The organism is Pusillimonas sp. NJUB218 (assembly GCF_003788685.1).
GTDB lineage: Bacteria > Pseudomonadota > Gammaproteobacteria > Burkholderiales > Burkholderiaceae_B > Neopusillimonas.
In genome coordinates, this window is sequence record NZ_NQMK01000011.1 from 47406 (window position 1) to 62386 (window position 14981).

Here is a 14981-nt window from a genome sequence, read left to right on the forward strand (position 1 = left end):
AAGCTCCTTATAAAACCGGGACCGCCGTTTTATGCAAGACGTCGCGCACCACATTCAGGGGCGCGCCTTGCACAACGGCCTGGCCTATTTTAGGCAGAAGCACGAAGCGCAGGTGGCCGCCCTCGGTTTTTTTGTCTACCTGCATCAGTTCGACCCAGCGCTCGGTACCCAGGTTGGGCGGTACGACCGGGCAGCCAATGGCATGGACCAGGTCGTGAACACGCTGGACACTAGCGGCATCGAGCCCGGTGGTGACCGCAGACAGTGCGGCTGCCTGCACCATGCCGCAGCCCACGGCTTCACCGTGCAACCATTCGCCATAGCCCATGCCGGCTTCAATCGCGTGCCCGAAGGTGTGACCGAAGTTAAGTATGGCGCGCAGGCCCGATTCGCGTTCATCTTGGCCAACGACATAAGCTTTAAGTTCGCATGACCGTTGGATGGCATAGCGAATTGCATCGGCGTCCAGTGCGCGAAGTGCATCGACATGGGCTTCACACCAGTCGAAGAATTCGGCATCGATAATTAAACCGTATTTGATGACCTCGGCCAGGCCTGCGGAAATTTCGCGTTCGGGCAGCGTGTGCAGCACATCGATGTCGATTTCGACCGCGATGGGCTGGTAAAACGCACCGATCATGTTTTTGCCCAGGGGGTGGTTGATGGCGGTTTTGCCACCGACTGACGAGTCGACTTGCGACAGCACCGTAGTGGGTACCTGTAAAAAGCGTACGCCGCGCATGTAGCTTGACGCGGCAAAGCCGACCATGTCGCCGATAACGCCGCCGCCCAGTGCGACCAGCAGGCATTTGCGGTCGAGGCGGTTTTGTAACAAGCCATCAAAAATGAGATTAAGTGTTTGCCAGTCTTTGTAGGTTTCGCCGTCGGGAAGCGTAATGGTAATGACTGTTTTGCCCGACTTTTGCAGGGCTGCTATTGCCCTTTTGGCATACAGGTCGCCTACTGTGGGGTTGGTGACGAGTGCGATGGCAGTGGCATCGGCGGGCACGCTTTCGTGAAGGTGGTCGAGGCGACCCGTGCCGATGTGAATGGGGTAATGCCCACCGGGGGTGGCAACGTTGACAGTTGTAGTCATGATGGAACAGGAGTTGATTTAAGCAGTTGAACCAGGGCGTCGGCGGCTTGGGCAATGGGCATGCTGCCCGTGTCGAAAGCGACGTGGGCGACTTCTTCGTAAAGCGGGGCGCGTTGGGTAAGTAATTCGGTTACGCGGGCGCGCGGGTTGGCGGTTTGCAACAGTGGGCGGTTGCGGTCTTTGGCGACACGACGGTAGAGTTCTTCGTCAGAGGCGCGTAGATAAACAACCACGCCACGTTCGGCCAGGAGGCGCCGATTTTGCGCCGCAAGTACCGCACCGCCGCCTGTCGCCAGTACAATACCCGGTTGCTGAGAGTATTCGTCGAGTAAAAGGGTTTCGCGTTTACGGAACCCTTCTTCGCCTTCGACCTCAAAGATATGTGAAACCGGCACGCCGCAGCGCGCTTCAATGGCTTGATCAAGGTCAACGAATTCGCGGCCCAGTATTTTGGCCAGGCTGCGCCCAATGGTTGTTTTACCGGCGCCCATCATGCCCACCAAAAAAATCGGGCGGTTGTGCGGCAAAGCCACCACGCAGGGTTCGGCAAGGTTGCGTGTCGTGTCGTTCATTTGTGTATTATCCCACTAGCCAACGGGCCAGTGGTCGCGGATGCTGCATTAAACTGTTACATAAACCTGAAGCATCCATCATAGTCTGATTCATCCCCGACTTAAAATCGCCCTTAAATGAGTTCATCTGCAAAATCTTCCAAAAACGCGGCCCCCGAATCAAGTCATTGGGTCCGGCGTTTTCTGATCAAAACAGCCGTGTTTTTTGCCGGCCTGGGCTTGTGTGGCGCATTGTTGGGGACGCTGGCACTGGCGTTGGCCTGGCCTAACCTGCCCGACTTGTCCGCCATGATCGATTACCGGCCGCGGGTGCCGCTGCGTATTTACACGGCCGACAAGGTCCTGATTGGCGAATTCGGCGAAGAGCGGCGCAATGTGCTGCGGTTCAACGAGATCCCCGACGTCATGAAGTCGGCGATTTTGGCGGCTGAAGACGACCGTTTTTACCAGCATAGTGGTATCGACTGGATGGGTGTGGGGCGTGCGGCGTTGGCGAATATGGTTAGCATGGCCAAAACGCAAGGCGCCAGCACCATAACCATGCAGGTGGCCCGTAATTTCTATTTGTCTTCCGAAAAAACCTACACCCGCAAGTTCTACGAACTGCTGCTGACGTTCAAAATCGAAGCCACCCTGTCGAAGAACGAAATTCTCGATCTGTACATGAACCAGATTTACCTGGGGCATCGTTCGTATGGGTTTGCGGCGGCGTCGCGCACATATTTTGGCAAACCGTTGCCCGACATCACACTTGCCGAAGCCGCCATGCTGGCGGGCATTCCGAAGGCACCGTCGCGGTTTAACCCTATTGCCAATTTGTCGCGTGCAAAATCACGCCAAATGTATGTGTTGGGCCGCATGCGCGACCTGGGCTATATCACCCCCGAAGAGTATCAGCAGGCGGCTGCTCAGCCCATTGTGCTGAAGTCGGCCCCTGGCACGCCTGCGGGCGGCTATGCCATTCATGCCGAATACGCGGCAGAGCTGGCGCGTCAGTTGTTGTTTACGGTTTACCAAGACAACATCTATTCGCGTGGGTTCAATATCTACACCACCATCGACTCAAAAGAGCAGCAGCAGGCCTACGAGGCCGTGCGCAACGGCATTCTTGACTACACCCGTCGTGCGCCTTACCCCGGTCCTGAAGAAACTATCGACTTGCCCGATGGTATAGAGAACAACGCCGAGCAGTTCGATGCCGTTCTTGAGAAAATCCAGGACAAGTACCGCGATAGCGACGACTTGCTGGTTGGCCTGGTGTTGTCTGCCGCGCCAGACAAGATCGTCGTAGCGCGTAGCCCGGAGCAAATTGTCGAGATCACCGACAAATCGGCCCTTAAGGTCGTGGCTCGGGGCTTGGCTAAAAACGCCAAGGCCGACGTCCGCATTTCGCGTGGTTCGGTGGTGTATGTTCGTAAAAATGGCGACGCCTGGGAGCTCTTAAATCGCCCTTCGGTGCAGGCAGCTTTTGTGGCGTTGCGCCCGCAAGACGGCGCTATCAGGGCCATGGTGGGTGGCTTTGACTTTGAAGAGCAATTTAATCGGGTGACGCAGGCGTGGCGTCAGCCCGGCTCGGCTTTCAAGCCCTTTATTTACGCCAGTGCTCTCGAGCGCGGCATGACACCTGCGACGCAGGTGTCAGACGAGCCCTTCCGTTTGACGGCCGAACAAACCGGCTCGAAGGCGTGGGAGCCCAAAAACTACGGCAATACCTACGAGCCCATGCTGACCCTGCGCGAGGGTTTGTATAAGTCCAAAAACATGGTGTCTATACGTATCATGCAAGCGGTTGGCCCGCAGTACGTGCAAGACTACATCACCCGTTTTGGTTTCGAACGTGCGCGTAACCCCGCAGTGCTGCCCTTGGCCCTGGGGGCAGGCGGCGTGACGCCGCTGCAACTGGCCGGTGGGTATTCGGTGTTTGCCAACGGGGGTTACCGGGTGCCGCCCTACCTTATCGACCGCGTGACCGATGCCGATGGCAAGGTCATTATGCAGGCCAAGCCTGTAGTGGCCGGGGACGCGGCTGCACGTGTCATTGACCCGCGTACGGCCTATGTCATGAATGACATCATGCGCGGTATTGCGCGCCAAGGTACGGCAGCGCGTTTGGCACGCGACCTGAAACGCCCGGATGTCGGCGGTAAAACCGGCACTACCAACGATTCTCACGATGCCTGGTTTGCTGGCTTCACCCCAAATATTGTGGGCGTGGCCTGGATGGGCTTTGATCAGCCGCGGTCGTTGGGCTCTCGCGAAACTGGGGGTGGCGCTTCGCTGCCGATCTGGCTTGATTACATGCGCGTAGCGCTTAAAGACCAGCCTATTGCTGAGCCCGGTCCGTTGCCCGAAGGTTTGACGCGCGAAGGCGGCGACTTTTACTTTGCCGAGTTCCCGCCAGGCAAGGCCGTGGCCCGGGTCGGTTTGCCGTCGCCTGAAGAGCTCATGCTGAATGGCCAGATTCCCCAAGGGGCTACACCGAGTGGTGCGGCGCCGGCTGGGGGGTCTGATGGCATTGGGGCGCTGTTAGATCAGTTGGGTGGTGGCGGTCCGTCGTATGGCCCTGCCCCCGAAGCGGCACAACCCCAACGTGTGCAGTTCTAGCCAATCTTTCGGGCGGTACCGCCCTGAAGGCTGGTGAGCTACCGGCGCAGCAAGCGCCGGTAGCCTAGCGCTCTTGGCGGGCTACACCACGACTTTAATAGGTTGCCCGCCGCAGGCTTCGGTGCAAATCTGTGAAAGTGCGTCTGCCATGTTTGGGCCGCCACGGGTATCGACCCAATGCGTGCCGTCGAAGCGGTAATGAAAGCCCCCGCTGCGCGCGGCCACCCACATTTCTTGCATGGGCGCCTGGCTGTTGATGACGACATGAATGCTGTTGTCGAAAATCAGCGTTAATACGTTGCCGCTACGATTGGCTTCGACGTCGATGTCATAAAGCGACATCCAGTCGTCAGACTGGCTTTCGATGTGGTCCAGGATGGCTTCACTGCGTGCAAGAAATTCTGTTTCGTTCATAATGGCTACCTGCAAAGCTTTTGGAGTATGAATTTATGCGCGCGACTTGTACATCGACAACCGCGGCATCGGTTACCCGCATTGTAGCCAGCATGGCCATGTTTTTGACGTTGGCTGCCTGCGGCTACAAAGGGGCGCTTTATATGCCGCCCCCCGAAGCCCCCGACCCAGCGCTGACGCAACCGCCACCAGCCCCACAAAACATGTCTGAAGGGCCTGCAACATCGCGTTAACCCTCGTATGTTAAAACTCCTACCGGCGTCTGATCATTGATATGATTAGACGCTGTTTTTTGTTAATTGTAATAAAAGCTTCACAATGACCGTCTCCCCCCATTTTGCGTTTCATCAGGGTGTGCTTCACGCCGAAAACGTTCCCCTGACCCTACTGGCAGAGCGCTTCGGCACCCCGCTATACGTCTATTCAAAGCAGGCGCTGCACGATGCCTGGGGGGCATATCAGCAAGCGGCTACCGGCCGTAATGTGTTGGTGTGTTATGGCATGAAAGCCAACTCCAACCTGGCGGTCTTAAACGAGTTTCGCAAGCTCGGGTCCGGCTTTGATATCGTGTCGGGCGGCGAGCTGGCACGCGTGCTGGCCGTTGGCGGCGATGCCGGTAAAGTGGTGTTTTCGGGTGTTGGCAAACAAGAGTGGGAAATGCGCGCCGCGCTCAAGGCCGGTGTAAAGTGTTTCAACGTTGAGTCCGAACCCGAACTTCAGCGCCTGGCCCAGGTGGCTCACGACATGGGTAAGGTGGCGCCTGTATCGCTGCGTGTCAACCCCGATGTCGATGCCCAGACGCACCCTTATATTTCTACCGGCCTGAAAGAGAACAAGTTCGGTATTGCCATCGAAGACGCGCCTGGCGTGTATCAGCGCGCATTGCAGCACGGCAGCCTCGACATTGTCGGGGTCGATTGTCATATTGGCTCGCAAATCACCGAGGTCAGCCCTTATCTCGATGCGCTGGACAAATTGTTGGTGCTTATTAAGCACTTGGCAGGCCTGGGTGTGAATATCCGGCACCTCGACCTGGGCGGCGGCATCGGGATTCGTTACACCGACGAGACCCCTTTGACGCCCAAAATGCTCCTCGACAAGGTGTTCGAAAAGCTCGATGCGCAAGGTTTTGGGCATTTGCAAATAGTGCTCGAGCCTGGGCGCTCGTTGGTGGGTAATGCGGGTGTGTTACTCACACGCATCGAATATTTGAAACATACCGATGCTAAAAACTTCGCTATTGTCGATGCGGCTATGAACGATCTGATCCGCCCCACGCTTTACGATGCATGGCATAGCGTTGAACAGGTTGTGACGCCGGTTGGCGGGCAAGTGCAAACCTACGATATTGTTGGCCCCATCTGCGAAAGCGGTGACTGGCTGGCCCGTAATCGTAGCCTGGCATTGGCGCAGGGCGATTTATTGGCGATTATGTCTGCGGGGGCCTATGCCTTCACCATGGCCAGTCAATACAATACGCGTCCGCGTGCCGCCGAGGTCATGGTCGATAACGACACCTTTACCGTGGTGCGCCCTCGTGAGAAGCTGGAAAGCCTTTTTGAACATGAAGTCGTACTTGATTAACGCAGCAAGCTCGGGGAGCAGGATGGTTGTATTTTGAGCGGCATGAAACCAGCACAAGACCAAACGCAGGCTAAGCCCGGCGAGACCGGCCTTGATCGTGTGGTCAGTGCATTTGCCGCATATACCGTCCCGTTCGTCGTCGTGCTTTTTGCGCTGGGTACGCTCATCTATTGGGGGCGAGTCAGTTATTTCGCCTCGGGTGCTTTTCAGGCCATTCCCATGCTCGAAGGCGTGGTGCTGGCGCTGTCTTTGGCCTTGTTGCTCGTCGCTGCCGCCAGTCGTAAATGGCTGTATGTGCTGTTCGCGGGTTGGCTTGTTGGTAATTTGCGGCTGACAGCCTTGTCCATGGGCTGGGATACGCTCTGGCTAGGTCAGGCTGTACCTCTCACCCTGGTGCCGCTAATGCGTGCGGTCACCATCGCGCTGTATTACATCCTGACTTACGCCCTGTTCACACAACTGTTCCGTAGCGAGCTAGCCCAAATTGGCCATGCGCGGTTGCAGGCGCTGGGCCGTTTCTCGGGCGTATTGTTGCTGGTGGCCGCATTGGCGTTGCCTTACGACCAGTTTCTGCCCGTCATGTGGGGCGTTGTGGGCGTTGCTATCGCCCTGGTTGCGTTTTTGCTGGTACGCGCCATTCGTTTAACCCGCTCTGTCGAGGCCGTTTGGTATAGCGTAACCCTTGCTGTTGTTATCGGCATTGGTTCGGGTGCCATGGGCCTGTTTGCGTCGGCGCTGCATGTCGATCTGTTTGACGACACCATCATGCATATTGCGGCCGCGTTTGTGTCCAGTCTGCTGATTGCGTTGGTTATTGCCAATAGCGAACGTAAAGAGCGTCATCATCGCATTAAGGCGCAAGCCGAACTGAGCCGGGTGTATAACGTCGCCCCGGTGGGTTTGTTTACCCTTTCCATGAGCGGTGCCCTGACCCGGGCGAATCCCGCGCTGTTGGCCATGCTGGGAGTAGCCAACCTCGAGGGCGAAAAGGCCTTATGGGAAAATCATTTCGGCCGCCAAGCCTGGATCAAGCTGGTTGATCATCTCGAGCGAGATGGCGAGGTTGAACTTGAAATGCAGAACCTGCGTCAGTCGCCCGACCAGAAGCGCAGCTCGTACCGGGTTAAAGCGGTTCTGGAAAATGACCAGATCGAAGGCTCACTGCAAGATATCACCGGCCATACCGATGCTATTTCGCAATTGCGTTTGCAGGCCAACCGCGACCCGCTTACCGACACCTTGAATCACCATGGCGTAGACGCCGAGCTGCGGGTCAGCCTTGAGCGCATGGCCGAGTGCGAGACGTACAAGTTGGGCTACCTTGAGCTGAACTCATTGAAAACCGTCAACAACCTGTACGGCAAAGCGGTGGGCGATGATGTGCTGAGGCAAATCTGCGATCGCGTTAAAGCAATATTAGGCCTGAACGGTCAAATGGGCCGGCTGACGGGCTCCGAGTTTTTGCTGTTTTTTACTAACGTTACCCTTGAGAGGGCCCGCGAACTGGCGCAGAAGATCATCGACGACCTTCTGGTTCGTCCGTTGATGATTGGCGGCGCGCCCTTCAAGTTCAAATGTTCTATGGGCTTGGTCGAGCTTGAGCATACTCAGCTCGAACCCGAAGATGCCATTGTGGTCGCCAAGCGTGCTGCCCGAATGGCGCGCAAGTCGCAAACCGGGCAGGTGCTGGTGCAGCGCCACGATGCCCGTCAATTGGCCGAGCAAGGCCAGGAGCTGCGGCTACTGCGCGAATTCAACAGTGGGTTTTCGTCCGATGGCCTGTCGCTGGTGATGCAGCCCATTATGTCGCTAAGCGACCCCTTTGGTTCGCTGAATTTTGAAGTCTTGCTGCGCAAGCACGACCGCAATGGCAAGCTGGTACCTACCGGAAAAATTATCGCGGCAGCCGAAGAAAGCGGCGTCATGAGTCAGATCGACCGCTGGGTGGTCAACACAACATTAAGCTGGCTTGACGAAAACTCAGGAAAACTCGACAACACTGCCTTTGTTTGCGTTAATTTAAGCGGCATGTCTCTTAACGACGAGCCCTTTGTTGAAGAGTTTTTTGCCACATTCGAGCGTTACGCCCATGTGGCCCGTAAGTTGCTGGTAGAAATTACAGAAACCGTAGCGTTGCACGATTTGGCCAGTACGCGCAGTTTTATTACGCGCTTGCAAAGCCTGGGGGCGCGTGTGGCACTAGACGACTTTGGCGCCGGTTACACGTCGTTTGCATACCTTAAGCAATTGCCGGCCAATGCCTTGAAGATCGATGGTGCGTTTATTCGCAGCATGAATGACCACCCTACCGATGTAGCCATCGTGCGCGCCATTGTGACCCTGGCGCAAAGCCTGAACATGTTCACCATTGCCGAATGGGCAGAAGATATCCCTACCTTGCGTACCCTGAAAGACTTGGGTGTCGACTACGTGCAGGGTTATGTCATTTCGCGGCCTCAGTCGCCCGACCTGATTCCTCATGCGTCCAGCAGCGCCGGCTTTATCGACGATCATAAAACGCGCCAGTTTGTGGGCTACTACGTACAGCCCAACACTGACGATTTCAGCCGAACGTTGTAGCGCTGGGTGACACGACCTGAGCGATAAAGCTACGTTCTATAAAGGCCGTGAAACACACGCGGTAGCAGTGCCACTACTCCGGTACGATATAAAGAGAAATAGCAACGCTAAGCCATAAAAAAGCCGGGGATACCCGGCCTTTTTGTTCATGCAAGTGGCGCGCCTGCGCCTGATGGAGCAGGCGCTTGATGGCGTGCTTACAGTTCGCCGTACGAGTGCAGCCCGGACAGGAACATGTTGACGCCCAGGAAGGCGAAGCTGGTAATGACCAGGCCCACCAGCGCCCAATAGGCAGCCATGGCGCCGCGCAGGCCTTTCATGAGCCGCATATGCAGCCAGGCCGCATAATTAAGCCACACAATAAGCGCCCAGGTTTCTTTAGGATCCCATTGCCAGTAAGTGCCCCAGGCGTCGGCAGCCCACAGTGCCCCCAAAATGGTGGCTACGGTAAAGAACGCAAAGCCAATCGCAATGGCCCGATACATGATGTCGTCGAGAATTTCGAGCGAGGGCAAGCTTTTGGCGATGGGGCCGCGAAACGCCAGAATAATGCCGACGATGACAGCACCCAAACCGAAGTAAAGCATCCAGGTGGCCGAAAGTTCGCGCGAACCGAACATGAGCGGCTCAGCGCACAGGATGGCGCCCAGCAAAAACAGTGGGATGAGCTTTTTACGCGACTTGGTTTCGCCGTGTTCTTTAACCAGGTAGGCAAAGCCCACCATGGCGGCCAGCGAGAAAGTGCCGTATCCGATGAAGTTAGCCGGTACGTGGATTTTCATCCACCAGCTTTTAAGTGCGGGTACCAACGGTTGTATTTCGAAGGCGTCGCGCGTGAAGGTGTACCACAGCAGGAAAATAACCGACGACGTGACCACCAGCAGCACGAAGCCCCCCAACGCGCGGGTGGCGTAGCGACGCTCGTAGTAGAGATAGAACAGTGCCGTGATAAGGGCGAACAGAACAAAGACTTCGTAGAGATTGCTGACCGGGATATGGCCGATATCGGGACCCAGCAAATGGCCTTCGCGCCAACGCACCAGCATGCCGGTAGTGCCCGCATAGACAGCGCCCCACGTTAAGGCCGTGCCCAGCCATGCTGCGGTTTTACTGAAGAACCCTGCCCAGTAGCAGACTGTGGCCAGCACGAACAGCGCACACATCCAGAGAATGGCGGACTGCGACGAAAACAGATACTTCAGGAAGAATACGGATTCGGCCCGCGTGATGTCGCCCTGGTCGATGGGCCCGCCGGCCGCATAAAGCCAGATGGCGAACAGTGCGCTGACCCCGGCAGCAATAAACAAGGTGCGCAACGGACGCCACAGCCACGCCATCCAGGCGACGCCGGGCACCGCGCCGACCAGAATGAACTTCTCGTAGATGTCCATGTTGTCGGGGAAGCGAACCAGCGCCCAGGCCGCGCCTGCGGCTAGCACCAGGAAAAACGCGATATCAGACCAGTCGGGTTTGCCGCGCAGCCCGCGGCCGTCGCCGCTGGCACTCATGGCGTCATCCCATGCAGGAGAAGAAACAGAAGTATCGGACATGGTGAGCCTCTTACGTAGACAGCTTTTTGATGGCTGCCTGGAATCGGTCGAATTCGTGGTTGAAATCGAGGTTACGGCGCTGGGATGTCATGGCGGCCAACCAGTGGCTGCCCGTACCCTGGGGTTGTACCCAGACCCAGATCCGGCGGTCGCGCACGTAGAACATTGAAAACACGCCAATAACCAGGAACAAACACCCTAAATATACGGTGTTTTTGCCCGGGCTGCGTGCCACCTGAAACACACTGGCTTCGATGTGGTTGAAGTTGGTGGGGGTAAGCAGTACGGGTGCGGGGTAGTCGGTCAGGTTAGCCAGGGCCAGCAAGGCTTGTTGCAGCCATTGGGTTTCGCGCGGGCCGTCGGTGCCTTCGTAGTCGATGGGCGCAAGCCCCCGTGCCGCGCGGTCGATATCGCGCAGTCGCGTGAGCGACAGCTGAATCATGGGGACGGCAAAGCTCAGGAAGCGTTCGCGTTCGGCGTCGGGTACACGCGCCAGAATGGCGTTGAAGCCGCCGGCAGCAAAGGCTTCGAGGGCGCCGGCCGCTGCGCTTTCCAGCAGCGCGCGTTGCTCGGGGTTGCTGGAATTTTCGGCGGCAAATGCCACCGCAGCTTCGTTGCGAAGCGCCGGATCGTTCAGGGCAGCGCGCAAGTCCATAAAGGCATTGAGCGAACTGTTGGTGTCGGCCGGAATGCGGATGTACTGGTAGTTGTCGGACGCGTTGCGACGCACTCCTGCCAGAAATACCGGCCCGCCATCGAGCACCATGGGCATCATGTAATTGTTGTATTCGTATGACTGGCCATCGGCACCAATAAGACGGTACTGGACGCTGGGCCCGACGTTGCGCAGGTTTTCTTGTCGGGTGCTGGTGGCGCTGCCCGTGACCGAAGCTACGTGCTCGAGCACGGCGCGGGGTTGCGGGTCGGCATTGACCTGCAGGTTTTCGACGTTGATGACGCGCAAGCCGGAGACTTCGAGGCGCAATGGCGTGGGCTGGGTGCTGGCATTAAGGGTGATGTCGGCGCGCTCGCCAACGGTTGACGATACGTCGAAGGTGTCGCGTGCCGTGCCGGTAAGCGGGAAAGCTTTGAAGTCGACGGAACTGCCGCCGTCGTCGAAGCTGGACTGATACACCGTGACGCCCTTGTAACGCAACGGTTCATTGACTTCGATTACACGTTCGAAACGCTCGTCGGTCTCGGGGTCGTGGACTTCGACGTAGCTTTTGAAGCTGCTGGGCATGCCCGTGGAGTAGTACTCGACATCGAACTTGGCCAGTTTGATGGAGAACGGCAGCGGCTGAACAAGAACGCCCTCGCCTGTTGACACGATGCCGTGACTGCTTTGGCCGCCTTCGGGGACCAACATGTTGGCCCGATAGCTGGGGTTGGCTGCCGATAGGCGCCCTGACTCGGGGACATCGGCAATGAGCATGTTTTCGGTGATGGGGGCCTTGCCGCCGAGCCAGACTTGCAGGCGGACCGGAAGCTCGCTGTCGAGAATACCGCCGACACAAATGACGACGATGGAGGCATGGGCAAAAATGTAGCCCAGTTTATTGGAGCTGCCTTTTTTGGCGGCGATCAGGCGGCTGTCGCCGTCGGTGCGTACTTTGACCTTGTAGCCTTGTTTTTCGAGCAGTTGCCGCACGCGACCCGTGCTTGCTTCGACCGCTTGCTGACTGTCGGTCTCGATCTTGTGATGAAAGGCGCGCAGGCTGCTGCCACGGACATGCTCGCGAAACGAGCGCATGTCTTTGACCATTTTTGGCGCATTACGCAGCAGGCAAAGTGATGTCGACACGACCAGAAAGGCCATGATCAGCAAAAACCACCAGCTGTTGTACACGTGCCAGATGGCAAAGACGTCGAAGAGCGAGTACCAGAATGGCCCGAACTGATCGATGTAGGTTGCCGAGACCTGGTTTTGCGGCAACACCGTGCCGATAATGCTGGCCACGCAAATGAACATGAGCAGGCTGACGGCAAAGCGCATCGAGCCCAGGAGTTCGAAGAGGTCGGTGCCCCACTGGCGCAAGGAGGAAGCTTGATTCACGGGATGCAATTCATAAAAAAAGGGGGCGCCGGTAAGAGCCCCCCCTATGTGACCGTTTAATGCAGAATTAGTTCTGCATAAAGCGGTTCAGTTAGCGCAGACCAGCCGCGTAGTCGGCAACGGCCGAAATGTCGGAGTCGGACATGCGGTCGGCGATGTCGTGCATCATGGGGCTGTTAGCGCGGTCGTTGCTACGGAAGAGTTTGAGCTGGTCTTCGAGGTAGGTGGGGTATTGACCTGCCAGACGGGGGAACTGGCTGGGAATGCCCATGCCGTTAGGCGAGTGACATGCCGCACAGGCGGGTACGCCACGCTCCATCAAGCCGCCGCGCCAGATGTGCTGACCGCGCTCCATCGAGCCTTCTTTAGTGGCTGTGGCCGCTTTTTCGAAGTCGAGTTTTTGCAGCGACAGGTAGTAGGCAACGTTTTTGATGTCGTCTTCGGACAGCGGTGTGGCGATGGCTGTCATGACCGAATTGGCACCGCCAGCGGCGCGACGTGTGGGTTGGGCGCCATCTATGCCTTGGAAGTCGCGCAGTTGCTTGGCGATGTATTCGTGGGCCTGGCCAGCCAGGTTGGGGTTGACGGGCAATGTGCTGTTGCCGGCTGCACCGTGGCACGAAGCACAGGCAAGAATGCCGCGCGAAGCGTCGCCGTTGGCGTAAAGCTGTTCGCCCTTGGCGGCGTCGGGTTTTGAGACGATAACGTCAGCCGCGTGGCTGACGCCAAGAAGGGAAGAGCCCAGCAATAAACCACTGGCCACAAGCATTTTGGAAAGCGTACGCTTCATGAAGACCTCGATGGATCGCGATTTAAAAATAGCCGCAACAGTTTCAAACCTGCAATTATACAATAGCGTTTAAATTAAACCTGATCAGGTACCGCCATTGTCTATTCTCCATCGTGCCGCGTTCACCACGTCGGCTGCACGCCTCGACCAACTCCCCGAGCCGGGCGCCCCCGAAGTTTGTTTCGTCGGGCGCTCAAATTGCGGCAAGTCGTCGGCCATTAATGTGCTCACCAACCAGCGTCGACTGGCCTTTTCCAGCAAAACACCGGGGCGCACGCGCCTTATCAATATGTTCGGCATCCCCGACCCCATCACGCAGGGCGAAGCCCTGGGATACTTGGTCGACTTGCCGGGCTACGGTTATGCCGCCATTGGCCGCGAGGCGCGCGAAGAGTGGGCCGACGTACTAGGCGGTTACCTGCACGAGCGCCAGTCGCTGGCCGGCGTTGTGTTGTTGCTCGACATCCGTCGCGGCCTGACCGAACTCGACCGACGGCTGGCGCGCTGGATCGCCCCTACGGGGCGTCCGGTACTGGTCTTGCTGACCAAGGCCGATAAATTCCCGTACGGGCAGCGTATCAAGGCTGTACATGCCATTAAAAAAGAGTTGGCCGATATCGGTACACTCAAGGCGATTCCGTTCTCTTCCACCCACCGCATCGGGCTCGAAGAGGCGGCCGCCCATATCGAAAACTGGATTTCTCCGCAGGTGGTGCCATGACCTCATTTCTTGTTAATGCCGATTTCCCCGCACATCGTCCGCGCCGCAATCGCCGCGACGATTTTTCGCGCCGTCTGGTACGCGAAAATGTCCTGACAACCAACGACCTTATTTACCCGGTTTTTGTTATGGAGGGCCAGGGCGTGCGCCAGCCCGTGCCGTCCATGCCCGGTGTGGTGCGCTACTCACCCGACACGCTGCTCGAGGCTGCACAGGCTTGTGTTGACCTGGGCGTACCCGTGCTGGCTATTTTTCCCGTCATCGACAGCGCCCTGAAGACCCCCGACGGTATCGAGGCGACCAACCCTGACGGACTGGTGCCGCGCGTAGTGGCCGAGCTTAAAAAACGGTTTCCGGAATTGGGTGTGTTGACCGACGTCGCGCTCGACCCTTACACCAGCCACGGGCAAGACGGCGTGATTGATGATGCCGGTTACGTGCTGAACGAGCCGACAGTTGAGATCTTGACACGGCAGGCCCTGGTACAGGCTCAGGCTGGTGTCGATATCGTGGCGCCTAGCGACATGATGGATGGCCGCATTGGCGCAATCCGCCGCGCACTCGAGTCGCATCAGTTGATTTACACCCGCATCATGGCCTATTCGGCCAAGTACGCCAGTGCATTTTATGGCCCCTTCCGCGACGCAGTCGGCTCGGCGGCTAATCTGGGTAAATCGAACAAAGCCACGTATCAAATGGACCCGGCCAATCGCGATGAGGCCTTGCGCGAAGTTGCCGCCGATATCCGCGAAGGCGCCGATATGGTCATGGTCAAGCCCGGCATGCCGTATTTAGATGTGCTGCGCGATGTTAAGCAGGCATTTGGCATGCCCACCTACGCCTACCAGGTCAGCGGCGAATACGCCATGATCAAGGCGGCAGCGGCCAATGGCTGGCTCGATCATGACAAGGTCATGATGGAGTCGCTATTGGCCTTCAAGCGCGCCGGTGGTGACGGCATTCTGACGTACTTTGCACTGGATGCCGCACGCTTGCTGCGTGAGCAGCAATAAG

General features: G+C 57.5%; 12 protein-coding genes. 6 read left to right on the plus strand and 6 right to left on the minus strand.

The genetic code is table 11. The features are described 5' to 3' along the window. Positions 1 to 7: 7 nt before the first annotated feature. On the minus strand, positions 8 to 1096 hold the full coding sequence (gene aroB / locus CHR62_RS14090) for a 3-dehydroquinate synthase (RefSeq protein ID WP_123661342.1): 1089 nt from the start codon (positions 1094 to 1096) through the stop codon (positions 8 to 10). Next, the gene (locus tag CHR62_RS14095; RefSeq protein ID WP_233575019.1) at positions 1093 to 1668 is read right to left on the minus strand and encodes a shikimate kinase; all 576 of its coding nucleotides are present in this window, start codon (positions 1666 to 1668) and stop codon (positions 1093 to 1095) included. The genes aroB and CHR62_RS14095 overlap by 4 nt, the downstream gene beginning before the upstream one ends. Positions 1669 to 1785: 117 nt before the next feature. Here CHR62_RS14095 and CHR62_RS14100 point away from each other — a divergent pair, with 117 nt between their 5' ends. After that, entirely contained in the window at positions 1786 to 4272 is a 2487-nt protein-coding gene (locus tag CHR62_RS14100) for a penicillin-binding protein 1A (protein WP_123661343.1), read from the plus strand. Positions 4273 to 4353: 81 nt separating this feature from the next. Here CHR62_RS14100 and cyaY read toward each other — a convergent pair whose 3' ends face one another. After that, positions 4354 to 4686, minus strand: coding sequence for an iron donor protein CyaY (cyaY, locus tag CHR62_RS14105; protein ID WP_093971102.1), 333 nt, complete (start codon positions 4684 to 4686; stop codon positions 4354 to 4356). A 35-nt stretch (positions 4687 to 4721) separates the two neighbouring features. Here cyaY and CHR62_RS14110 point away from each other — a divergent pair, with 35 nt between their 5' ends. From CHR62_RS14110 to CHR62_RS14120, 3 genes are all read left to right on the plus strand, one after another. Next, positions 4722 to 4919, plus strand: a complete 198-nt coding sequence (locus CHR62_RS14110) for a lipoprotein (RefSeq protein ID WP_093971101.1) — start codon at positions 4722 to 4724, stop codon at positions 4917 to 4919. Between the two features lie 85 nt (positions 4920 to 5004). Continuing rightward, positions 5005 to 6270, plus strand: a complete 1266-nt coding sequence (gene lysA, locus CHR62_RS14115) for a diaminopimelate decarboxylase (RefSeq protein ID WP_123661344.1) — start codon at positions 5005 to 5007, stop codon at positions 6268 to 6270. A 42-nt stretch (positions 6271 to 6312) separates the two neighbouring features. Further along, positions 6313 to 8850 (plus strand): bifunctional diguanylate cyclase/phosphodiesterase, encoded by a 2538-nt coding sequence (locus CHR62_RS14120; protein ID WP_123661345.1) that lies wholly within the window; start codon positions 6313 to 6315, stop codon positions 8848 to 8850. A gap of 197 nt (positions 8851 to 9047) precedes the next feature. On the opposite strand, the gene ccsB is transcribed toward CHR62_RS14120, so the two are convergent. The 3 genes from ccsB to CHR62_RS14135 form a co-directional block, all read right to left on the minus strand. After that, complete coding sequence (gene ccsB, locus CHR62_RS14125) at positions 9048 to 10400, minus strand: c-type cytochrome biogenesis protein CcsB (RefSeq protein ID WP_123661346.1); 1353 nt, start codon at positions 10398 to 10400, stop codon at positions 9048 to 9050. Between the two features lie 10 nt (positions 10401 to 10410). Beyond that, a complete protein-coding gene (locus tag CHR62_RS14130) occupies positions 10411 to 12396 on the minus strand; it encodes a cytochrome c biogenesis protein ResB (RefSeq protein ID WP_123661369.1) in 1986 nt (661 codons plus the stop codon). Between the two features lie 151 nt (positions 12397 to 12547). After that, complete coding sequence (locus tag CHR62_RS14135) at positions 12548 to 13246, minus strand: c-type cytochrome (RefSeq protein ID WP_199722960.1); 699 nt, start codon at positions 13244 to 13246, stop codon at positions 12548 to 12550. Between the two features lie 97 nt (positions 13247 to 13343). Here CHR62_RS14135 and yihA point away from each other — a divergent pair, with 97 nt between their 5' ends. Together yihA and hemB are read left to right on the plus strand one after the other, a co-directional pair. After that, the gene (gene yihA / locus CHR62_RS14140; RefSeq protein ID WP_093971097.1) at positions 13344 to 13967 is read left to right on the plus strand and encodes a ribosome biogenesis GTP-binding protein YihA/YsxC; all 624 of its coding nucleotides are present in this window, start codon (positions 13344 to 13346) and stop codon (positions 13965 to 13967) included. Continuing rightward, positions 13964 to 14980, plus strand: a complete 1017-nt coding sequence (gene hemB / locus CHR62_RS14145; RefSeq protein WP_093971096.1) for a porphobilinogen synthase — start codon at positions 13964 to 13966, stop codon at positions 14978 to 14980. The genes yihA and hemB overlap by 4 nt, the downstream gene beginning before the upstream one ends. The last annotated feature ends 1 nt before the right edge of the window (position 14981 follow it).